This window comes from Wolbachia endosymbiont (group A) of Acrocera orbiculus (assembly GCF_947250015.1).
In the GTDB taxonomy this organism is placed as follows: domain Bacteria; phylum Pseudomonadota; class Alphaproteobacteria; order Rickettsiales; family Anaplasmataceae; genus Wolbachia; species Wolbachia pipientis.
Window position 1 is genome coordinate 63,245 of sequence record NZ_OX366272.1, and the last position, 21,139, is coordinate 84,383.

Annotated in this window: 18 protein-coding genes, 4 tRNA genes and 2 pseudogenes; 14 read left to right on the top strand and 10 right to left on the bottom strand. The window is 35.5% G+C overall.

The genetic code is table 11. The features are described from left to right. Nucleotides 1-5: 5 nt before the first annotated feature. On the top strand, nucleotides 6-524 hold the full coding sequence (infC, locus tag OOL03_RS00320) for a translation initiation factor IF-3 (protein WP_264707385.1): 519 nt from the start codon (nucleotides 6-8) through the stop codon (nucleotides 522-524). 28 nt (nucleotides 525-552) lie between these two features. On the opposite strand, the gene nuoF is transcribed toward infC, so the two are convergent. Then, nucleotides 553-1,806 carry an NADH-quinone oxidoreductase subunit NuoF gene (gene nuoF, locus OOL03_RS00325; RefSeq protein ID WP_264707386.1) on the bottom strand — a complete coding sequence of 418 codons (1,254 nt, stop codon included), beginning with the start codon at nucleotides 1,804-1,806 and terminating at the stop codon, nucleotides 553-555. Between the two features lie 19 nt (nucleotides 1,807-1,825). Continuing rightward, a tRNA-Lys gene (locus OOL03_RS00330) sits at nucleotides 1,826-1,898 on the bottom strand. Between the two features lie 320 nt (nucleotides 1,899-2,218). Here OOL03_RS00330 and OOL03_RS00335 point away from each other — a divergent pair. Continuing rightward, nucleotides 2,219-2,294: transfer RNA gene (locus OOL03_RS00335), tRNA-Ala, on the top strand. A gap of 349 nt (nucleotides 2,295-2,643) precedes the next feature. On the opposite strand, the gene OOL03_RS00340 is transcribed toward OOL03_RS00335, so the two are convergent. Then, nucleotides 2,644-3,150 carry a phage major tail tube protein gene (locus OOL03_RS00340; RefSeq protein WP_319803723.1) on the bottom strand — a complete coding sequence of 169 codons (507 nt, stop codon included), beginning with the start codon at nucleotides 3,148-3,150 and terminating at the stop codon, nucleotides 2,644-2,646. Between the two features lie 639 nt (nucleotides 3,151-3,789). After that, a complete protein-coding gene (locus tag OOL03_RS00345; protein ID WP_264707142.1) occupies nucleotides 3,790-4,614 on the bottom strand; it encodes an IS110 family RNA-guided transposase in 825 nt (274 codons plus the stop codon). 128 nt (nucleotides 4,615-4,742) lie between these two features. Here OOL03_RS00345 and OOL03_RS00350 point away from each other — a divergent pair, with 128 nt between their 5' ends. The 5 genes from OOL03_RS00350 to OOL03_RS00370 all read left to right on the top strand — a co-directional run bounded on the left by OOL03_RS00350 (nucleotide 4,743) and on the right by OOL03_RS00370 (nucleotide 9,756). After that, the gene (locus OOL03_RS00350; protein ID WP_264707387.1) at nucleotides 4,743-6,359 is read left to right on the top strand and encodes a magnesium transporter MgtE N-terminal domain-containing protein; all 1,617 of its coding nucleotides are present in this window, start codon (nucleotides 4,743-4,745) and stop codon (nucleotides 6,357-6,359) included. Nucleotides 6,360-6,516: 157 nt separating this feature from the next. After that, nucleotides 6,517-7,376 (top strand): IS630 family transposase gene (locus OOL03_RS00355; protein WP_264707034.1). Its coding sequence is split into 2 segments (ribosomal slippage): nucleotides 6,517-6,841 and nucleotides 6,841-7,376, totalling 861 coding nucleotides; the frame shifts between segments, so codons are not numbered across the junction. 15 nt (nucleotides 7,377-7,391) lie between these two features. After that, nucleotides 7,392-7,655, top strand: a complete 264-nt coding sequence (locus OOL03_RS00360) for a hypothetical protein (protein ID WP_264707388.1) — start codon at nucleotides 7,392-7,394, stop codon at nucleotides 7,653-7,655. 182 nt (nucleotides 7,656-7,837) lie between these two features. Beyond that, a complete protein-coding gene (locus OOL03_RS00365; RefSeq protein WP_259349213.1) occupies nucleotides 7,838-8,122 on the top strand; it encodes a hypothetical protein in 285 nt (94 codons plus the stop codon). 107 nt (nucleotides 8,123-8,229) lie between these two features. Further along, a complete protein-coding gene (locus tag OOL03_RS00370) occupies nucleotides 8,230-9,756 on the top strand; it encodes an acyl-CoA carboxylase subunit beta (protein ID WP_264707389.1) in 1,527 nt (508 codons plus the stop codon). Nucleotides 9,757-9,809: 53 nt separating this feature from the next. Here the strand turns inward: OOL03_RS00370 and OOL03_RS00375 are convergent. Continuing rightward, nucleotides 9,810-9,882, bottom strand: a tRNA-Thr gene (locus OOL03_RS00375). Nucleotides 9,883-10,129: 247 nt separating this feature from the next. Between OOL03_RS00375 and mutM the strand changes: the two genes are divergently transcribed. After that, complete coding sequence (gene mutM, locus OOL03_RS00380) at nucleotides 10,130-10,945, top strand: bifunctional DNA-formamidopyrimidine glycosylase/DNA-(apurinic or apyrimidinic site) lyase (protein ID WP_010963068.1); 816 nt, start codon at nucleotides 10,130-10,132, stop codon at nucleotides 10,943-10,945. Between the two features lie 16 nt (nucleotides 10,946-10,961). Further along, on the top strand, nucleotides 10,962-11,555 hold the full coding sequence (gene pdxH, locus OOL03_RS00385; RefSeq protein ID WP_022626142.1) for a pyridoxamine 5'-phosphate oxidase: 594 nt from the start codon (nucleotides 10,962-10,964) through the stop codon (nucleotides 11,553-11,555). A gap of 3 nt (nucleotides 11,556-11,558) precedes the next feature. On the opposite strand, the gene OOL03_RS00390 is transcribed toward pdxH, so the two are convergent. Together OOL03_RS00390 and OOL03_RS00395 are read right to left on the bottom strand one after the other, a co-directional pair. After that, nucleotides 11,559-11,635, bottom strand: a tRNA-Met gene (locus OOL03_RS00390). Nucleotides 11,636-11,775: 140 nt separating this feature from the next. Then, a protein-coding gene (locus tag OOL03_RS00395; protein ID WP_264707034.1) for an IS630 family transposase occupies nucleotides 11,776-12,635 on the bottom strand; the annotation gives its coding sequence in 2 pieces (ribosomal slippage) (nucleotides 11,776-12,311 and nucleotides 12,311-12,635; 861 coding nt in all). A gap of 230 nt (nucleotides 12,636-12,865) precedes the next feature. On the opposite strand from OOL03_RS00395, the pseudogene OOL03_RS00400 reads away from it, so the two are divergent. The 3 genes and pseudogenes from OOL03_RS00400 to OOL03_RS00410 all read left to right on the top strand — a co-directional run. Beyond that, a pseudogene (locus OOL03_RS00400) lies at nucleotides 12,866-13,258 on the top strand (ComEC/Rec2 family competence protein); the annotation flags it as partial. A gap of 61 nt (nucleotides 13,259-13,319) precedes the next feature. Continuing rightward, nucleotides 13,320-15,005, top strand: coding sequence for a hypothetical protein (locus tag OOL03_RS00405; RefSeq protein ID WP_264707390.1), 1,686 nt, complete (start codon nucleotides 13,320-13,322; stop codon nucleotides 15,003-15,005). Beyond that, nucleotides 14,996-15,940 carry an RluA family pseudouridine synthase gene (locus OOL03_RS00410; RefSeq protein WP_264707654.1) on the top strand — a complete coding sequence of 315 codons (945 nt, stop codon included), beginning with the start codon at nucleotides 14,996-14,998 and terminating at the stop codon, nucleotides 15,938-15,940. Before OOL03_RS00405 ends, OOL03_RS00410 begins: the two co-directional genes overlap by 10 nt. An 11-nt stretch (nucleotides 15,941-15,951) precedes the next feature. Here the strand turns inward: OOL03_RS00410 and OOL03_RS00415 are convergent, their stop codons facing one another. The 3 genes and pseudogenes from OOL03_RS00415 to OOL03_RS00435 form a co-directional block, all read right to left on the bottom strand. Further along, on the bottom strand, nucleotides 15,952-16,302 hold the full coding sequence (locus OOL03_RS00415) for a diacylglycerol kinase (protein WP_151807638.1): 351 nt from the start codon (nucleotides 16,300-16,302) through the stop codon (nucleotides 15,952-15,954). 97 nt (nucleotides 16,303-16,399) lie between these two features. Continuing rightward, nucleotides 16,400-17,194: pseudogene (locus tag OOL03_RS07100) on the bottom strand (EndoU domain-containing protein). Between the two features lie 49 nt (nucleotides 17,195-17,243). Next, nucleotides 17,244-18,440, bottom strand: coding sequence for a phosphoglycerate kinase (locus tag OOL03_RS00435; RefSeq protein ID WP_264707391.1), 1,197 nt, complete (start codon nucleotides 18,438-18,440; stop codon nucleotides 17,244-17,246). 1,136 nt (nucleotides 18,441-19,576) lie between these two features. On the opposite strand from OOL03_RS00435, the gene OOL03_RS00440 reads away from it, so the two are divergent. Both OOL03_RS00440 and OOL03_RS00445 read left to right on the top strand, forming a co-directional pair. Further along, nucleotides 19,577-20,098, top strand: coding sequence for a cytochrome b (locus OOL03_RS00440; RefSeq protein WP_065094760.1), 522 nt, complete (start codon nucleotides 19,577-19,579; stop codon nucleotides 20,096-20,098). Nucleotides 20,099-20,103: 5 nt separating this feature from the next. Then, the gene (locus OOL03_RS00445) at nucleotides 20,104-21,132 is read left to right on the top strand and encodes an NAD(P)H-dependent flavin oxidoreductase (RefSeq protein ID WP_264707392.1); all 1,029 of its coding nucleotides are present in this window, start codon (nucleotides 20,104-20,106) and stop codon (nucleotides 21,130-21,132) included. Nucleotides 21,133-21,139 lie beyond the last annotated feature (7 nt).

A 21,139-nucleotide genomic window follows, 5' to 3' on the forward strand; every position in this document is an offset into this window, starting at 1 on the left:
AAAGTTTGCAAGTTAAAAAGAACAATAAAAACAGAATTAATGGATTTATCACAGCTAAGGAGGTACGCTTAGTTGATCATAGTGGTGAAATGGTCGGAATCGTGACAATAGAACGAGCTTTGGAATTTGCACAGGGTGTTGGTTTAGACTTGGTGGAAATTGCACCTGATTCAACCCCTCCAGTATGTAAAATTCTGGATTATAGCAAGCAAAAGTATGATATAAAAAAGAAAGCAAGTGAAGCAAAAAAGAAACAAAAAACATTAACTATAAAAGAAATTAAACTGGGTCCTAATATTGGTGATCACGACTACGAAACAAAATTGCGTCAAGCAAGAGACTTACTTGTCCACGGACATAAAATTAAAGTCACAATGAGATTTAGAGGGAGAGAGCTTATAAACACTGAAGTTGGACTGGAAAAATTAGAACGGCTAATTCGAGACACTGAAGATATCGCAAAGGTAGAATTGGCACCTAAAAGAGAAGGGAATCAATATTTTTTAGCTCTGGTTGCTAAGTAGCAAAACGGCTTAAGAAGTATAAGTAAAGTTAAATTATCGCTCTCTCTTTGATAACATGGCGAAAATGTCTTATTAATCCTTGAATCGGCCAAGCTGCAGCATCGCCAAGCGCGCAAATTGTATGTCCTTCTATTTGAGTTGTAAGGTCAAGCAGCTTATCTATTTCATCAGGTTTAATATCTCCTGCCACCATCCTCTTCATAATCCTCCACATCCATCCAGTACCTTCACGGCATGGTGTGCATTGTCCACAGGACTCATGCATATAAAAGTGTGATAACCTCTCTATTGCAGCTATTATATCAGTTGATTTATCCATCACTATTACAGCAGCAGTACCAAGCCCTGATTGTGCAGTTCTTAATGAATCAAAATCCATTTCAATAGTATCGCATATAGATTTTGGAATTAATGGCACTGAAGACCCACCAGGTATTACAGCAAGTAAATTATCCCAACCTCCTCGCACTCCACCTGCGTATTTTTCAATTAATTCACGTAATGGAATTCCGAGCTCTTCTTCAACATTACACGGGTTGTTTACATGTCCTGAAATACAAAAGACCTTGGTACCAGTATTATTTGGTTTACCAAGAGATGTAAACCATTCTCCTCCGCGATTCAGAATATCTGGAACCATGGCTATAGTTTCAACGTTGTTTATTGTGGTTGGGCAGCCAAAAAGTCCAACACCTGCGGGAAATGGAGGCTTCATGCGAGGAAAGCCCTTTTTTCCTTCAATTGATTCGAGTTGAGCTGTTTCTTCCCCACATATGTAAGCTCCTGCGCCCCTATGGATAAACACATCAAGATCATAACCTGATTTGCAGGCATTTTTTCCAATTAAACCTTCTTTATAGGCTTCCTCAAGTGCTTTTTTTAGAACTAAATATTCATTATAAAATTCACCCCTGATATAAATATACGCAACTGATGCGCTGATCGCTTTGCCGGCCAGGAGAATTCCCTCAAGTAACTTATGTGGCTCATATCGCAATATATCTCTATCTTTACATGTACCAGGTTCTGACTCATCTGCATTGACTACTAAATATGCTTTTGGAAGATTCTTGGGCATAAAGCTCCACTTAAGGCCGGTGGAAAATCCTGCACCCCCTCGACCTCTCAAACCAGATTTCTTTACTTCATCAATGATCTTTGCTGATCCTAAATCTAGTAACTCCTTTGTCTTTTGCCAGCTACCACGTTTTTTTGCACCCTCAAGTAGTGGAGTTTCTTTACCATTTAGGTTGGTGAATATTTTGTCTTGTTCTTTTAGCATGTTTTTCAAAATTTGTGAGTGATCCCGACGCGATTCGAACGCGTGACCCACTGATTAAAAGTCAGTTGCTCTACCGGCTGAGCTACGGGATCATTTCATTTTTCAGCTATACTAAACATCAATACAGTTTTTATCCGTTTTAATCAAACTAAAATTTTCATGTGTGGTTAAATAAATTATATAATATACTGCGTTAGTGATAATTTAGTTAAAAAATTTTTAAAGGAAAACTTCTTGTTAATTTTCAGTTCACAGATTTATTTGGATGGTGTGACGTATAACGCTAAGGAGACAAAAAAATAGAGAAGTGTGTACACCCTGCAGAATTTGTACACTATTTAGCAATAGCCTAATAGATAAATATTTCTTGCATTTCAGCCTGAGTGATTTATGCTTTAAGCAAGAATTACCTGGGGGTATAGCTCAGCTGGTAGAGCATCTGTTTTGCACGCAGAAGGTCAGCGGTTCGATCCCGCTTGCCTCCACCAATATAGGTTCTAACATATCATAAAGTCAGCCTATTTTAGTCCATGAGTATTTTACACTAGTTCCCTAAAAAATCCCTCTTTCTATAACTTTTCTCTACGCAAGTAATATTTGTTATTATAATTCTGATATATACTAACTTAACAATAAATTAATCAATAAATGTTAGAATACTAACAATGAATTTATAGGTTCTCTAATTGCATGAAAGTCAATAATAATTTTTTATATCATTGAAAATATTTTTTGATGTAAAATTCAACTCTAATACAATTTTTCATTCAAGACTTCTGTGATTAGGCTGTGTAGTGTTATTGCTTGCATGAGTTTCCTTCTATAAGAAATAAAAACTTAAATACCTAAAACTGTCTGCAGTAAGGCCATTTGATCAACACCGTTAATTTTACGAATCATATTCTCAGCATCGATTTCAATAAGCTCATAACCAGATATGGTGAGTTTATAATAGTGAGCTGCAACTGTGCATTTAAGGGTTGCTTTCTCAGCAGGTTTCCAGCTACCAAAATCAAATTCTCTGAATATTCCCCTGAGATTGATTACTACAGCTTCAATATCGTTACTACCACTCCCTTGCATTCCACCTCTGAGTGTCAAAGCTACTGAATTCCCATCTATCAAACCGAAAAGCCTAAATAGCTCTGAATCATACTCTGCAAAAGTAAAATCAGCTTCAAGCTTTTCCATGCCCATATCAATGCTAATTGGTATGTCCATACCCCCTGCACGGTATTCTTCTGTTTTGATAGTGAGCTTCGGCAGAGTTATTTCATCGATTTTCCCAGCATAACCTCTACCATCAACAAATATGTTAAAGTTCTTTAAAATTTTTGGCAACATCTTTCTATACTCTAAAATATAAAATATTTTTATTAACCATCCCAAATCGGATACCGTTACTTCATCCTATTCAGTCAAAGGCTGACAGTTACAATACTGATATTCTATCTTTAAATTGATACAGCTAATGAATATGTGGATAAATACGTCCACACACACTTAAAGTATTTATCCACATATTCATTAAGCTTATAAAAACTAAGGTATCATTCTTTCCCTCCATAATCTTAATGATTTTACATAAGTTAAAACAGCTTGCTTCCATGGTTCTCTCCGCGGTCTGATATGGCTAGTTTAATTTTAGCCAAGCCGCACTATACTTGTTAGGCGGAAGCGGACGGCAAAATGTAACACACGAAGTCTATGCTTCAACCAAAAATCTTGCTTATCCCTTCCATCGGCATTGCTATCTTTACTCCACATAAAATTATATACTTTCTTGCATTTATTTACAACAAAACTCTGTTTTGCTTACCAACATTCTATGCATAATTACAGACAACTTTCGTGCTACAGCAATAATTGCTTTCTTCGTACCCTTCTTTTTTAGAAGCTTTAACCCCCAGCTTCTCAATTTAAATGTCCTTTTACATATTGTCAGTAAGACTTGCGCAGCTTCGTACAACATATTCCTACATTCTACTGGTCCCATTTTGATATACTTCCATGCCTATCAATCTCACCAGAAGCATACTGTCTTGGGCTTAACCCTAAATAGGCTCCAACTGCATAAGATGTTTCAAACCTATATGGATTATCTATTGCAGCTTTGTATGTCATTGCTACTATAATACCAACTCCTGGAACAGTAGTTAATAATTTACAATCCTCATCTTTTTTGCCTTGCTCTAAAATTATTTTGTTAAGCTTTCTCATTGATTCTTCTATTGCTTCTAAGCTATTTACCAATAATTCAATTGAGTTTTTGCTAATCTCATCTAGGTTGTTGATTATTTCTTGCACTTTTAAAGAGAAGCTTACAGAACTAGAACTTTGACTAACTTTTATCCCATGTATTTTTAATAACCCTCTTATTGTCCCAGCAATTTGCTCTCTGCTGCGTTTTAACTGTCTTCTGCTTCCAAGTGCTATTTTAATTTGACAAGACTCATCTGATTTTACTAATACTTCTTTATATAATCCAGCTCTCATCATTTGAGCTATACCCCTTGCGTCATTTTTATCGTTCTTATTGATCCTTGCAGATAATGCTGCTGCCATATGCCTTGCATCTACACAAATTACTGGCAATCCAAAGCCCCTCAACCCTTTGCACATTGATATTGACAGTTGTCCACTTTCTATCCCTATGGATTCGTATTCTTTGCTTTGACTAAGCAGAAACTTAGCTATCACACTGCTTTCACTTGTAACAACTTCTTCTTTAACAATTTTTCCTTTCTCATCAACAATACTTATAAAAGTTTCTTTTAATGAGATATCTAACCCGCTATAATATTTCATGAGACTACTCCTACTGTAAAAGTTTAAATTACTTTTGAAGAACTAATTCTATTGAATTTGTTACTTCGTGCTAAAATAATGGAGTATGTCTCTCCATCATTCAATAGCAATTACAGTATGTAACACCTATGAGTGGAAAAAAACATGTTTTTAAGATGGTGCCTGGAAAAAAGGTGCTTAACGAGACTGGATTGAAGATATTTCAAGATTCTGCAGATAGCGGGGGGTTAATTTTTGATAAACTTATTAAAATTGGGTTTATACCACTTGATGATAAAGACAATATAGCACTAGACTTACCTATAAAATTTTGCGATGCCTGGAATGATGGTCCGTTTAAACCTGTTGTATGTATAAAGGAAAATGGAAAAGATTTGGAGAAAACATCTTACCGTTGTGATAAAGAAGGAGATCTAATCACAAAGTGTAAATTTCCGGTCGTGCCATTTAGAAATGCTGATCTCGATTATGTGAATAACTCGCATTCCTTTGCATATCTCAATGACAAATTAATGAAGATATCAGTTGACTACAAAGTATCAGAATCTTCTCATAGTATATATCGGCACTTTCTTGGGATACAACCAGTGAAATATCAATATGTAACATGGGAAGAGTCAGGTACTAATAAATATTATTTCTCAGATGATCAAGGAAATATTATTGATACACCTGACAATAAGGCACTCCAATATATTAAATTACAGAGCAAGGAACAAACAATAAAAGATATAATATCATCTAATATACCAGAGGAGCTATCAAGCGCGTTTACCAAAGTCTTTATTCAGGACCTAACAGACGACCAACTAAAGACCCTTGCCAATACTCTTAGTAACGAGCAACTGCAAAAAATAATTCCTGAACTGAATTCAAATCAACTGCAGGTTCTTGCACAGAATTTAACGGATGGACAGCTACAAAAAATCATTCCTGAACTGAGCTCAAACCATTTGCAAGCTTTAGCAGAGAACTTAACAGATAACCAACTACGAGCTTTAGTAGATCATCTAACCAATCACCAATTACAAACCCTTGCTCAGGAACTAAATCCAGAAAAATTACAAATAATTGTTCCTATTTTAAATGATGCTCAGCTTGAAACTCTAGTTAGAGACTTAAATCCAGGGCAAGTAAAAGAAATCTTATCTCACTTAAAAGTGGATCAGTTCAAAGCACTTATTAAAATTTTAAATGACGAGCAATTTACAGTGCTTGCAAAAGACTTGGCTGAGCACCACTTGACGATACTTTCCAAAGAATTAGAAGGTGACCAGTTAAAAGCTTTAGTAAATAGTCTGCGAAAAGAACAACTGGAAGACTTAGTTAATAAGCTTGATCATGATAAACTTGGCATAATTGCTCAGGATTTAACTGATTCTAATAGGATCCAGATTATCATTAAGTCTTTAGCTAACAACCCAGAGAAACTTCAAGCTTTTGCTCGCAATATGTCTAATGAGCAGTTTAAGGAACTTTTGGATAACGTGGGTGCAGAAGAGCTTAAAGATATCATTCACAAACTGCCTTATGAGAAAGTGACAGCTGTGATTGGTGATCTCGGCAGTAAGGATCAGTCTAAAGCTATTATTGATGCATTAAAAGAGAAACTTGAAGAGCAGAGTAAACAGAACAAGGAAATGATTGAGATGCTCAAGCAAATCAAGGACGATATGCCAGACATTGGACAGGCTCCAGACTTTACAATAGTAGACATTAATAATGACTCACTGTTATTTGTATAGTAGTGATTTATAAAGATAAGTAGTTTTTTTATAGGAGGTAACTATTATGAATAAAAATATAAAATTATATTCTAGTGAAGAAGTTGAATCAAATATAGCTCTTTCGATAAAAGTCCGGATGTGATAGGATAAGGATAGATGATGATAAGGAGGTTGAATGCCAGCAGCATATAGTTATGATTTAAGAAAAAAAGCAATGGAAGCGCTAGACGAAGGAGAAAGCAGAGAAACAGTGGCAGCAAGATTTAAGATTGGACGAACTACTTTATGGGAGTGGCAGCAAAGAAGAAAAGAAACAGGAGACTTTCAATCAAAAAAACTTGGAAATGGGGGTTACAATCACAAAATTACCGACTGGGATACCTTTGCCAAATTTGCCAGAGAACACGGAGGAAAGACTCTATCGGAAATGGCTAAACTTTGGAACAACGTTAGTATCCAAACGATCTATCGAGCCCTTAAAAAAATTGGATTTACGCGCAAAAAAAGACATATGGATACAAGGAAAGAAACGAAGAAAAACGTGCTGAATTTTTGAAAATTATAGCGACAAAAGAACCTAAAAACTTAGTGTATATAGATGAGTCTGGCATTGATAACACCGAAGACTACCCCTACGGATATTGCCAGAAAGGACAGCGGTTTTATGCCTTAAAATCTGGAAAGAAAACTCAACGAATCAGTATGGTTGCAGCCTTAAGTGGAAGAAAGATAGTTGTTCCGTTAACCTTTGAAGGCCACTGTAATATGGATGTTTTTAATGGATGGTTTGAGCAATTTTTGACACCGATCTTGGAACCTGGACAGACTGTCATTCTTGACAATGCTACTTTTCATAAGTCTGATAAGATTATCGAGCTTGCTAAAGGGGTTGGTGCAGAAATTTTGTATCTGCCGCCTTATTCTCCAGATTTCAACAAAATTGAGCATCATTGGTTTGCTATAAAAAACAGAGCCAGGAAAAACATTCCTCTATTCGAATCCTTTCTTCGTGCTGTTGATTCTGCCTTCCTATGACCTGTTTGGACTATTATGAGAAATGCTATAATAGATTATTCGATACTGATCTTATACCACCTCATGGAGCAAGATAAAAATGTTACTGAGACTGGAAAAGAAAAACTACGGCCTCTTATGTTAGAAATGTTTAATCTAGTTTCAACAGGCACTGATGTGAGCCAAGAAGTTCGGAGATTATTGCCAGAAGATATACTGAAAGAACGCGGCGAATATTTGTCACGTCTAAAACAAATTGTAAGTGATAGTATTGAAAATGACAAAAAAAAGGAATTGTAGTAGAAAGAGATAATAAATTTTATTATGTACAGTGTCCAGAAAAAAGTGTGATCACTCCTGCAAAATTTATGAACTCCCCGGAATTTAAGGACTTAGAATATGGTGCATTGCGAATAGGAGAAGGAGATAATCTAATCTGAATAAAAAGCTGGCAATATCATGATATGCAAGGCAAAGTAAAAATGACCTTTAGGGTAGGCGATGAAAAGATCGAAATGATTTTATCTTCTGAAAAAGCTGAAAGTTTTGGTAAAATAATGGTACATATGGATGACAAAAGTTGTGAAATCTTCTCAAAGTACCTAAAAGAGCTAGAAAAAGAACCTCGTATAAGCAAGGTTGTTGAAGCTGCTAAAAGTTTTGCACAAACGAAAAGCAGTGCAGTTAGTCCACCTCTTTCTAATATGAAAAGTGTTGACAAATCGCAACATTTTCAAAGTAGTGACCATGAATCACCAGAGCATTAACAATTATCATACATACATTGTTGCATATAGCAATAGTGTATGTGTATAGTTAGTAGGGTTTGTAAACTTAATAAAGTCTACAACTAATTTGAAAACTACTTTATTGTATGCAAGACTTTAAAATACTAGAAAATCTAAAAACCAAAGCACTAGAAGCTGAAAAAGGAGGCGGTTCTGACAGGATTACCAAACAACATGAAAAAGGGAAATTAACTGCTAGAGAAAGGCTCAGTATATTGCTCGATGAAAGTTCTTTTGCAGAATACGATAAATTCGTAAAACATCATGCAAATGATTTTGGCATGCAAAATGCTAATTTTTTAGGTGATGGGGTAGTGATTGGTCATGGTACTATTTATGGCAGAAAAGTTTTTGTTTATTCTCAGGATTTTACTGTCTTTGGTGGTTCACTTGGTGCGTCACATGCAAAAAAAATATGCAAAATTATGGATATGGCAATTAATGCCAGAGTTCCAATTATCGGACTAAATGATTCTGGTGGAGCCAGAATTCAGGAAGGAGTAAATTCTCTTGCTGGTTATGGAGAAATTTTTCAAAGAAGCGTAAATGCATCGGGTGTTATACCACAAATTTCTTTAATTATGGGCCCATGTGCAGGAGGTGCAGTTTATTCCCCAGCATTAACTGACTTTACTTTCATGGTGAAAAACAGTTCATATATGTTTATAACCGGGCCAGATGTAGTAAAAAAGGTTACCTACGAAGATGTAAGTTTCGAAGACCTCGGTGGAGCAAAAATTCATACAAGCAAAACAGGAGTAGCGGATTTTGCATTCAATAATGATGTTGAAATGCTGCTAAAAATGCGTGAATTCTTTACTTTCTTACCAGCAAATAATCAAGAATCACCAAAATCTGCACCAATCTGTAATGATGTTGACGACATTGATGAATCCTTAAACACTCTAATTCCTACCAATCCTAATACTCCTTATGATATGTATGAACTCATTGAAAAAGTTTGTGATGAAAGGAATTTCTTTGAACTGAAACCTGATTTTGCTCGTAATATCATAACTGGTTTTGGTAGAATTGGAGGAAATACTGTCGGTATTGTTGCAAATCAACCTATGCACCTTGCAGGATGTTTGGATATTGATTCTTCAAGAAAAGCTGCGAGGTTTGTAAGGTTTTGTGACGCATTTAACATTCCGATCATCACACTTATTGATGTTCCAGGATTTTTGCCGGGTACAAATCAAGAATACAATAATATAATACAACACGGAGCGAAACTGCTTTACGCTTACGCTGAAGCGACCGTGCCGAAAATTAGCCTTATCACTAGAAAAGCGTATGGTGGTGCATACATTGTTATGAATTCGAAACATCTAAAAGGTGATATAAATTATGCCTGGCCAACTGCTGAAATAGCTGTGATGGGCCCTGAAAGTGCAGTTGAGATTATATTTCGACACGAAAAAGATCAGCAAACGTTAATTAAAGAATATAAAGAAAAATTTGCTAACCCATTTTTTGCTGCATCATATGGATACATTGATGACATTATAGTGCCAAGTAAAACAAGGTATCACTTTTGTAAAGCATTAGAGCTACTCAAAAACAAGAAGGTAGAAAGGATATGGAAAAAGCATGACAACTTACCTCTGTAACTTTCTTCTAAGCCTTGCTTACAAGTTATGCAATATTATAAGTATAATCAGTGTGCCGTTACCAAGACTCGAACTTGGGACCTCGTCATTACCAATGACGTACTCTACCACCTGAGCTACAACGGCAAGTTTATATATTATGATAATGAATAACACAAAAAAGAATAAGGAAAAAGAAGAAGAGAGAAAAAGATTGGCAAAAGCTTTAAAGCAAAATATTTTGAAAAGAAAAAAGCAGCAACAGAGTAGACAGAGAACCCTTTCAAAACTCGTTTGTGGTGAGGAATTTTTAGGAGAAAGCACCGCAGAATACTCGAATGTATTTGAGAACGACAAAATTACCATCAGAAACTTAAGTTTTGAAGGAGGTATCATGCCAGAACTACCGGAAGTGGAAGTAATCTCTAATTTTTTGCTTGATAAAATTAAAAACAAGCAAATCAGTAATGTTATAGTGAATAATTGGAATTTACGTGCCCCAATAACAAAAAATATTGATGATATGCTAAAGGGCAAAGTCATACGCAACATCAAGCGTAGAGGTAAGTATACCATCTGGAATACAGATGGTAGTGTGGCTGTAATCATACATCTTGGCATGAGCGGAAAGCTTATATATGCTGACCACGATCAAATGCGGAATAAGCATGATCACGTGGTATTTTTATTTTCTGACAATACTTCAATAATTTTTAATGACCCAAGAAGATTTGGATTAGTTATCGTTTTAAATAAAGAACAAGAAACGGATTTTTTTAGCGATTTTGGAATAGAGCCCCTCACGGATGAATTCAGTGGAGACTATTTACAGGAGTTGCTGAAAAACAAAAAAGTGAATATCAAATCAGCGTTAATGGACAATAAATCAATAGTTGGCGTAGGCAACATATATGCTTCTGAGAGCTTGTTTAGAGCCCGTATATCACCACTCAGGTCAGCAAAAAACTTGACCTATAGAGAGTGCGAAAAACTTGCTGCTGAAATAAAAAATACTCTGAGTGATGCAATTGCTGCAGGTGGTTCAACACTGAAAGATTATGCACAGCCATCTGGATCTGCTGGATACTTTCAAAATAACTTTTACGTATATGGTAAAGTTCAAAAACCTTGCAAGATTTGCAATAATATCATAACACTTATACGACAAAATGGCCGTAGCACTTATTTTTGCAACGCGTGCCAGAATTAAGATTTTATTTTTTGATATGATATTTTCACTTGAAAAAGATCCATTTGATTTGTTTTCAAAGTGGTACAAAGCAGTACTTAATTCTCCGTGTGAACAACCAACTGCAATGACGCTAGCAACTTGTAGCAAAGACTGTATTCCATCTGCAAGAGTGGTATTACTAAAGGAATATAGCAAAGAAGGTTTTGTGTTTTTCACTAACGTAAACAGTAAAAAAGGGAAAGAATTGACTGAGAACCCCAAAGCTGCATTAGTGTTTCATTGGATAGAATTTGCTAGGCAGGTAAGAATTGAAGGAGAGGTTAAACTTCTAAACGATGAAAGAACTGACAAATACTTCTCTTCTCGAGCGCTGGGTAGTCAAATTAGCGCATGGTGCTCAAAACAATCGAGCATTCTGAAAGATTGGCAAGATTTTGAGCAAGCTATAAAATTGAAGGAAAAAGAATTTCACAATACACAAGTTTCTCGTCCTGATTTTTGGGTGGGATTTTGCGTAATCCCAAAAGTAATTGAATTTTGGCAAGAAGGTGAATATAGGAAGCATATTAGATTTAGATACACTCTTGTTGAGGGAAGCGATTGGAAAGTGGAACAACTATATCCTTAAAAATGGTTGCGGGAGTAGGATTTGAACCTACGACCTTCAGGTTATGAGCCTGACGAGCTACCGAGCTGCTCCATCCCGCGTCGTTGCTTATTTAGTTATTATATATACAAATAATGAAAAAAGAAAAATAAAATTTCACCACATGCAAATATCGACACACTTATTAACTTTTCTTGACATAATAGTTAGTTATAGCATTTCTCATAATAGTCCAAACAGGTCATAGGAAGGCAGAATCAACAGCACGAAGAAAGGATTCGAATAGAGGAATGTTTTTCCTGGCTCTGTTTTTTATAGCAAACCAATGATGCTCAATTTTGTTGAAATCTGGAGAATAAGGCGGCAGATACAAAATTTCTGCACCAACCCCTTTAGCAAGCTCGATAATCTTATCAGACTTATGAAAAGTAGCATTGTCAAGAATGACAGTCTGTCCAGGTTCCAAGATCGGTGTCAAAAATTGCTCAAACCATCCATTAAAAACATCCATATTACAGTGGCCTTCAAAGGTTAACGGAACAACTATCTTTCTTCCACTTAAGGCTGCAACCATACTGATTCGTTGAGTTTTCTTTCCAGATTTTAAGGCATAAAACCGCTGTCCTTTCTGGCAATATCCGTAGGGGTAGTCTTCGGTGTTATCAATGCCAGACTCATCTATATACACTAAGTTTTTAGGTTCTTTTGTCGCTATAATTTTCAAAAATTCAGCACGTTTTTCTTCGTTTCTTTCCTTGTATCCATATGTCTTTTTTTGCGCGTAAATCCAATTTTTTTAAGGGCTCGATAGATCGTTTGGATACTAACGTTGTTCCAAAGTTTAGCCATTTCCGATAGAGTCTTTCCTCCGTGTTCTCTGGCAAATTTGGCAAAGGTATCCCAGTCGGTAATTTTGTGATTGTAACCCCCATTTCCAAGTTTTTTTGATTGAAAGTCTCCTGTTTCTTTTCTTCTTTGCTGCCACTCCCATAAAGTAGTTCGTCCAATCTTAAATCTTGCTGCCACTGTTTCTCTGCTTTCTCCTTCGTCTAGCGCTTCCATTGCTTTTTTTCTTAAATCATAACTATATGCTGCTGGCATTCAACCTCCTTATCATCATCTATCCTTATCCTATCACATCCGGACTTTTATCGAAAGAGCTATATATTACGTAACAATCTGCGCAATGAACAATATAACTTGATACTGTGGTTTCCTGTTTTTCAGTGTGTAGGAATTCTAACCTATTTTTCCCTAAGTTTTGAACCAAGCTGCATATCTATTTTTCTTTTGCTTTTACCCACACTAATTTTGATTGCAATATTGTATAAAGTGATAACTTACTATATTCTCTCACCAGGAAAAATAGGAACTTTGTTGTCAAAACATGGGCGAAGCAAAATGGGCAGAACCAAATTTTGAATCATAAAAAATACAATAACTCAGATAAAAGGCTAAAGTGTAACGATTATGGCTGCATATATAATAAAGGAAATAATAAATTAGTGCTGCTAGCTTATAAAAAAGAAGATATTTCAGAAAATTGTGATAAAGTTGATTTAACAATTCAATTAAGTGAATTCGACTATTCAGCTTGCAACGCTAAAATTATTAAACATGCTGATCTAGAAACGTATGGCACACATTCTGTTTGGTTAACAAATCGTTACGTAAAGATTAATACAGTGCGCTCCAATAGGCCTTGGCACATGTTGAAAAATTAAGAAACTTGATTTTAAGGTTTGGTTAATGTATACCTAAATAAGTTTAAACTAGAAAAATGTTATGGTTACAGACACTCAAGATCCTTTCAAAGACTATTTTGATTTTTTAGGATTTAGAAAACTTTCTGACCAGACCAGTAGAATTTTGAGCTCTATAAGAAAGTATTCTGGTACTATATCGATAGCAAGTACCATTGCTACTCTTATAGCATTTACTGCCTTTTCTATTCAGCCTGTTACAGTAAGTATTGCTGGGTTTGCGTTCACGCCAGCACCTCTTGCCTTTATTCCTCTTATAGTTCTCTTATTTACTGCTGTTATAAACTTTATAAATACACAAAAAATAAAAGAGAATGAAATAGATAAAAAAATAGGAAACTATCAAGTTGATGAACAGTACAGCCAGATTGTTCAAGAAGCCGAAAAAATTGAAATTGTAACAAATTTAGATCGTAAGAGGAAAAAGCTTTCAATAGTTTTACCAAATTCTAAGACGCAGAGAGAAATACTAGAAGATATAGAAGCAGAAAATAGAAATAGGATTCTCTTGTTTACTGGATCATATGTATTTGGTACTATTATAGTAGTTTCAGCAATATCACAATCCATTAATGCTCCAATAATATTAATAGCTTTATTAGTCGCTATTCTTTTATGCATCATATCAACACTTAGCAATCTAATAAGTAATAGCGTGGATCATGAAAATCATACTATTAGAAAACACAGTTCTTTAGGTCTTCTATTTCCATACTGGTCTGGAAAGGGCATGGTTGTATCAGTAGTAGAAAATAAGCTTGGTAAAAGGGAAAATGAACTAATATCTCTAATGAAAAAACTACTTAGTCCGCTTTGCAACTCATTTGACAGTAACCTTAAAAAAGCTTGCGATTTACTTGATAATAGTCTTTTAAAGCCTGCAAATATTAACATTAAAGAAACGCTTGATCACCTAAAAAAAATCAGAGAAGACATCAAAAAAGATTTAGATTGGCTACATGCAGAAATTTCAGAAGTTTTAAACAACACTAAAGAATTGACAAAAAAAGCACATTCACTAGATATTGAAGGTACTTTTTCTAGGTTAGAGAATGCTATTAAAATTGCTGAAGATAAGATTGAACGATTTGAACCAAGCCCCTTTGTAGGCTGGCTTCAATCAACTACGCAGTCTAATAATAACGAGTTCCTTAGCATGCTAAAAAAGTTAAAAGAGGAAAAAACGGAATTGAAGGAGCAATTAAACGTAGTAAGGAATGAATTAGAAGAAATAAAAAAGAAGCAAGCTCAACCAAGTACGCCTGATTTAGAAGCTAACAATGGAAATAATACTAATAAATTATTAGTATTAGAAAATAAAGTCAAAGAACTACGTGACACAGTTAGAAAGTTAGAGCTGGAAGCAGAACAAAATAAGCTGCAGCAAAAGAAGGAAAAGTTAGAGCAAAAAAAATCTGAACAAGAAAAAACAGATGAATGGAAAGAAAAAATCAACGGCAAACCAAGTGACTTTCTATATTATTTATTAGAATCTATTAAGCTGGAAGAAAAAGATAATAAAGAAAAAAAGGTTGAGGCAACATTACGAGATTTTGATAATAAAGTTACAATCTACTGGAAAGATGGCTCTCAAACAATTTGCCATATTAAAAAACAAGGTGATCTGCAAATTGAGTCTAGTGCAACAATGTTTACAGACCCAAATGTTCAAGCAGCATGGGAAATGGCGCGGGGTAAATCACTATAGATCACTCAATAATAACCTTAAGTGTTAATAATGATAAAGAGAAATTAAGGTTAGACACCTATATAGCTGAAAAATGCAACATATCACGCAGTAAAGCTCAAAGATTGATACAAAATGGGCAGGTGAAATTACTTGGCATACCGATAATTAATAATGATCACATAGTAAAACCAGGTGAAGAGTATATAGTACATCTCGTTCAACCTGACATATCCACATCAATTGAGCCTAATTATGACATAAAACTTGATATCGTCTATGAAGATGAGGACATTATAGTTCTGAGTAAACAAAGTGGATTAACAGTGCACCCAGGTGCTGGGACAAACAATGATACGCTTTTGAACGCAGTTATCGCTCACCTTAATGTAAGACCAGGAATTGTTCATAGACTCGATAAAGATACTAGTGGGCTAATGGTAATTGCAAAAAATGAAGCAGCCCATAGTTTTTTGTCTGAATTGTTATCGAATCGCAAAATAAAGCGGGAATACTTAGCAGTAGTTTGGGGAACATTATCTTCTCAGCAAGGCACGATAAAAACTAACATTGCTCCCAAACGCGGTAATAAAGAAATGATGTGTGTAACAAAAATCACAGGCAAATTAGCAATCACTCACTATTTAGTGCAAAAAGTTATAGGACAAGTAAGCCTGGTTAAATGCACTTTAGAGACAGGCAGAACACACCAAATTCGAGTCCACATGAGCCACATAGGGCATTCCATAGTTGGTGACCAAGTTTATGGAAAAAATAGTAGTAAAAGTGCAAAATATGCTAAAAACTCTAGTTTTATTCGTAATTTCAATAGACAAGCACTACATGCTTATACACTGGGCTTATATCACCCAAAAAGTAAGGAATACATGGAATTTGTCTCTGATTTACCGCAAGATATAAAAACTTTAATTGGTGAGTTTGACAACATATCTTAATAACATTCGTATTAACCTGTCAATATTATCATCCATGTTATCAGGAAGTTAATTAATGAAAGAAAAACTGCTGCACTGCCTAGATCTTTCACCTTTTTTGAAAGTATGTGTTGTTCACTGGAAATACGCTCAATTGTCGTTTCAAAAGCAGTGTTAACAATTTCCACAATTAACACCAGGAATAGACTGCTTATCATTACTGCACGTTCTAGATTACTTACATCCAAAACAAACAAAATTGAGACACATACTATAAAAAGCAGTAACTCCTGTCTGAACGCAATTTCTGATATAAAAGCTGATTTTATTCCTTCACAAGAGTATTGAATTGCTTTTATTAGACGAATAATGCCCTTCTTCATTATTATTCACAAAACCCTTTAATCAAAATTTTAACTCATTTGGATTTGCTACACCCTATAGCATTTTTATCATTTGTTCACCCTATTGGTTTTGAAATTAAGATTTACCGCAACTACAATAAGTACTCTTATCATCACATTTTGGTGTTAAGTCAGGATAGAACGTGAGTATAGCATCATTCTTTCTTACAAACACTGATTGATAATCGTCATCTTCCATTTCATATAGACACATTCCATCTTTTCCTAATTCCTTAAACGCCTTAGTTGCAGAAATTATCGGCATGAAGGTTATATGCGTATCCATTTGGGCATTTAACTTTCACTTCCCCATCCTTACCTAAATATTTCATTCCAAATGTATAAACTGGCGGCTTAATATCTGATTTATTGCATAGGGACTTATCATTCCAAATTGCACCTGCCCATTTATCTTCTTGAGCTTCAACATATCTACCTACAAAATGCATACCACCTAGTTTATCGTTTGGCTCACCACAAAAAATATGTCCAAACCCTATAGTTTCTTTTTCACTTTCACTATTTGTAAACCAAATGTTAGCCAGTTCATCTTTAAGTAACTCCAAATCCGCATCTGGCGTAATCACTTATATATTCCTTTCACTACTTCTTGATGCTGCGGACAACTAAGTAAAATTTTGAAATCTTCTTTATCTGGATGTGCTCCCCAATCTCCACAAACTTTCAACACTCCTCTATCGAAGTCAGTTAATTCTGAAACGGTGGCTGGTTGTGAACTGAAAAATGGTTCAAAATTGACTTCAACATTTTCTTCTACATAGCCGGTGTGAAAATAATGATCCTTAATATAAAAAATAAATCCTATTATTGGTATTATTAAACACAAAATTAGTTTAACTGTCTTCGACATAATCACGTTCACAAAAAAGCTAGCCTATAAGAAATAATTTAAAAAAGTTTTAATCTAATCGTTTTTGCAGAGCAGCAACTCCCGGCATTTCATCGCCACTTAACCAATCTAAAAATGCTCCTCCACCAGTGGAAACATATGTAAAATCCTTATCGGTAAGGCCTGCAGCGCTTATTGCAGATAGACTATCGCCTCCCCCTATTATGCTGGTTAACTTTCCTTTGTGCGTTAAGTCACTTACGATTTTCATTACCCCTATTGTACCACTTGCAAAAGCTGAATGTTCAAAAACACCAATAGGTCCATTCCACAGCAGAGTCTTACTGCTTGCTATTATACTGCTTATTGTACTCAAAGTTTGTGGTCCGATATCCAAAATTATATCACCGTCCAAAATGGACTCAGTTCTTCTTGAAATACTAGTGCTGTAATCAGAGTTTACTGCAACCAGAACGTCTTCTGGCACAACTATTTTGCAATTGTTTTTATTTGCTGTTTCAACAATATTATGTAGAAGGTCGTCAACACCATTTTGAAAGAAAGATTTCCCTATATTTACTTTGCTAAATGACAAAAAATTATTGGCTATTGCACCACCTAGAACTAGGTAATCAACCTTTTCTGTTAGCTTCATAAGCACTTTTATTTTAGTTGATATTTTAGCTCCCCCAACTATCGCAGTAATAGGTTTAGCTTTAAATGATACAGCTTTTTCAAGATACTTTAGCTCATCTTGCAAGCAAAATCCCGCATAAGAAGGTAAAAATTCTGTAATGCGTGAAATAGAAGCGTGAGCTCTGTGAGAGCAAGAAAATGCATCATTTACATATATATCCGCTAGAGATGCTAGTTGTTTGGCAAAATTTGAGTCACTTTGCTCTTCCTCTTTATAAAATCTTAGATTCTCTAGTAATATTATATCTCCTGCATCCATAACACTTACTGCTCTTTGTACTTTTTCACCAACGCAATCGTCAATGAATTTCACTTTTTTATTTAGTAACTGCGATAAAGTGTCAATTACATTTTTTAGCGACAGATTATTGTCTCTGGCCTTTGGGCGTCCAAAATGTGATATAATAATAATCTTTGCACTCGCATTCACTAAATACTGAATAGTAGGCAATGCTCTCAAAATACGAGTGACATCACGAATTTCTCCATCTTTTATAGGAACATTGAAGTCAACTCTGAGTAAGACGGCTTTATTGTGAAGATCACAATTTTCTATACTAGGTATGTTCATTACAAAATTGAAGCTATAAAGTTACTATACAGCAGTTTGATCTAAAGTAAAGTTTTAAGCTTACGAACGTTTAAGGAAATTTGCATGCCAAACGCTTGACACTGGAACCTTATCGTCATGCCGCTGCGAACCGTCATACCGCTGCGGCGCTAACAAGAGATCCCGCTAACACGTAGCGGGATGACGAATATATCGCCGCGGTATCTCTTAGCAGCTAACAAGTAGCGGGATGACGATTGTCAGGGTGTCATCCCAGCACCCCTATGATGTCATTTAAGTAGCTGACACTGGTTCCTTTATGATGGCAGTGTCCCTATGGTGTCATTCCAGTGCTTGACACTGGAATCCAGCCTTTCCATAATCATCAAAACATTGTATTTTAACGTAAAACAGCTATTTTTATGCTCACCAACTTAATAAAATTCCTGGATTCCAGCGTCACGCGCTGGAATGACATCACAGGAGCACTGAAATGACACCATTTGTTGTGTTTAACAAAGTTCGTACTTAGCTTCATGTTAGCTATAAATATTAAGAAATTTACCAAACGAAAAAAAAGGCAAAAGAAGCCCCGTGGTGGTTGGCTATTCACTATGTACTAAAATATCGGCGTTTTTTTTATTCTAAAACGCTTGATTAAGAGCGATTTAGCTGCTTTTAACTTGCAACTAACCTACACCGCAAGTGTTTAAGAAATTTACTAAGCAGGAAAAAAGGCAAAGAAACCCCGTAGTAGCTAGCATTCAAATTCTCCCTTGTCAATTTGACGTTTTTTGCTGTCTTAAACGCTTTGTAAGCGCGTTTCGGCTTATATAGGTAAAAACCTAAAAATTTTTAAAGACATGCGATGCACGTAGTGCGAAAAATTAAACATGAGACGCCAAATACCCTAAGTTTTTTGTCATTAACCTGCACAGATTGCGAAGATAAATAAATAGCTTCAGTTTCATGATAAGGAGGCTGGCGGAGTTTGTCAAGTAAGTTTTTCGTTTAATCCGTTTCTTGATTTAGGTGCCCTTGACTTCCGGCTGGGTCGAATTTGTATAGCTACATTGTCGGTAAATCTAAATTGCTTTAATGATTTTGATTGAAAAATAGTTTTTCTATTATATAAATGCTACTTTAGGGTAATCAAAATGGAAGACGATAAATATAGCCTAGGTTTAAGGGTTATCCATTGGTTGATGGCTATTTTTATTATCGGTATGCTTTGTTCTGGACTTTATATGAAAAGCCTGCCACTTAGCAATGAAATTAAGTTCAACATATACGCTATTCATAAGGCTTGCGGTATCACTATTCTTGGATTAATCATAGTACGCATATTTTTTCGCGTCTTTACTTATGTTCCACCACTTCCAGCAAATTTTTCTCGGTTTGTAATCAATATAAGTAAAGCAGTACACTTTGGTTTATATTCTTTGATGGTGCTAATGCCACTATCTGGCTATGTCATGTCTTCTGCTTCTGGCAAACAGATCAAATATTTTTTTCATATCCCTTTGTTGATTAATCAAAACAAAGATCTAGCTAACACGGCTAACGAGCTACATTCGATGCTTGCATATTTTATGGTACTCTTTATAATCTTACATATACTTGGCGCCTTAAAACACACATTTATAGATAAACAAAACATTTTTAAACGTATGATATAGGTTATATGTTAAGTAGCCTCTGGAAAAAAGGAACAGATTTTCTTGGCAGTGAGTTTGCTATAATGGGTGGTGCTATGAGCTGGGTTTCAGAGAGAAACTTGGTCTCAGCAATCTCAAACGCTGGTGGTTTTGGTGTGATTGCATGTGGTGCAATGTTCCCAGACTTACTGGAAAAAGAAATCATAGAGACACAGAAGTTAACTAACAAGCCATTTGGTGTAAATCTAATTACTATGCACCCAAAGTTGAGTGAGTTGATAGATGTGTGTATTGAAACGAAAGTGAGCCATATAGTGCTTGCCGGTGGACTGCCAACAAAGCCTAATACAGAAAAAATCAAGGGTGCAGGCATTAAAGTTATGTGCTTTGCACCAGCATTAAGCCTTGCGAAAAGGTTAGTAAAAATGGGAGTAGATGCATTAATAATAGAAGGAATGGAAGCAGGTGGGCATATAGGTCCAGTTAGTACTTCTGTTCTTGCACAAGAGATATTGCCTCATTTTAAAAATGAACAAATACCAGTGTTTGTTGCAGGTGGAATAGGAAGAGGTGAAATGATAGTTAATTACCTGGAAATGGGAGCAAGTGGCTGTCAAATAGGTACATTATTTGTCTGCACTAATGAGTCAATTGCCCACAAAAATTTTAAGGAAGTGTTTATTAAATCGGCCGCACGTAATGCAATACCTTCTGTACAGATAAGTGCTGATTTTCCTGTAATTCCTGTAAGAGCTATAGCCAACAAAGCAAGCGATGACTTCATGAAGCGTCAAAAAGAAGTTATTGATGAATACCAAAAGGGACAGATCTCAAAAGAAGATGGGCAGCTTGAAATAGAAAAGTTCTGGGCTGGAGCTTTAAGAAGGGCAGTGATTGAAGGAGATGTTGAAACAGGATCTTTAATGGCCGGCCAAAGTGTTGGCATGGTTGATAGGGAAAAGCCTGTAAAAGAAGTAGTGGATATGTTAGTTCAACAAGCAAAGAATCATATTAATAGCAAATCTGTAGAAGTAGAAAGCCCAGAAAGCAAATAGTTAAGCG

Coding starts and splice junctions, on each gene's coding strand:
- nuoF (WP_264707386.1), bottom strand. CDS start 1,806: ATGCTAAAAGAACAAGACAAAATATTCACCAACCTAAATGGTAAAGAA.
- OOL03_RS00340 (WP_319803723.1), bottom strand. CDS start 3,150: ATGTTGCCAAAAATTTTAAAGAACTTTAACATATTTGTTGATGGTAGA.
- OOL03_RS00345 (WP_264707142.1), bottom strand. CDS start 4,614: ATGAAATATTATAGCGGGTTAGATATCTCATTAAAAGAAACTTTTATA.
- OOL03_RS00350 (WP_264707387.1), top strand. CDS start 4,743: ATGAGTGGAAAAAAACATGTTTTTAAGATGGTGCCTGGAAAAAAGGTG.
- OOL03_RS00360 (WP_264707388.1), top strand. CDS start 7,392: ATGAGAAATGCTATAATAGATTATTCGATACTGATCTTATACCACCTC.
- OOL03_RS00365 (WP_259349213.1), top strand. CDS start 7,838: ATGACCTTTAGGGTAGGCGATGAAAAGATCGAAATGATTTTATCTTCT.
- OOL03_RS00370 (WP_264707389.1), top strand. CDS start 8,230: ATGCAAGACTTTAAAATACTAGAAAATCTAAAAACCAAAGCACTAGAA.
- mutM (WP_010963068.1), top strand. CDS start 10,130: ATGCCAGAACTACCGGAAGTGGAAGTAATCTCTAATTTTTTGCTTGAT.
- pdxH (WP_022626142.1), top strand. CDS start 10,962: ATGATATTTTCACTTGAAAAAGATCCATTTGATTTGTTTTCAAAGTGG.
- OOL03_RS00405 (WP_264707390.1), top strand. CDS start 13,320: ATGGTTACAGACACTCAAGATCCTTTCAAAGACTATTTTGATTTTTTA.
- OOL03_RS00415 (WP_151807638.1), bottom strand. CDS start 16,302: ATGAAGAAGGGCATTATTCGTCTAATAAAAGCAATTCAATACTCTTGT.
- OOL03_RS00435 (WP_264707391.1), bottom strand. CDS start 18,440: ATGAACATACCTAGTATAGAAAATTGTGATCTTCACAATAAAGCCGTC.
- OOL03_RS00440 (WP_065094760.1), top strand. CDS start 19,577: ATGGAAGACGATAAATATAGCCTAGGTTTAAGGGTTATCCATTGGTTG.
- OOL03_RS00445 (WP_264707392.1), top strand. CDS start 20,104: ATGTTAAGTAGCCTCTGGAAAAAAGGAACAGATTTTCTTGGCAGTGAG.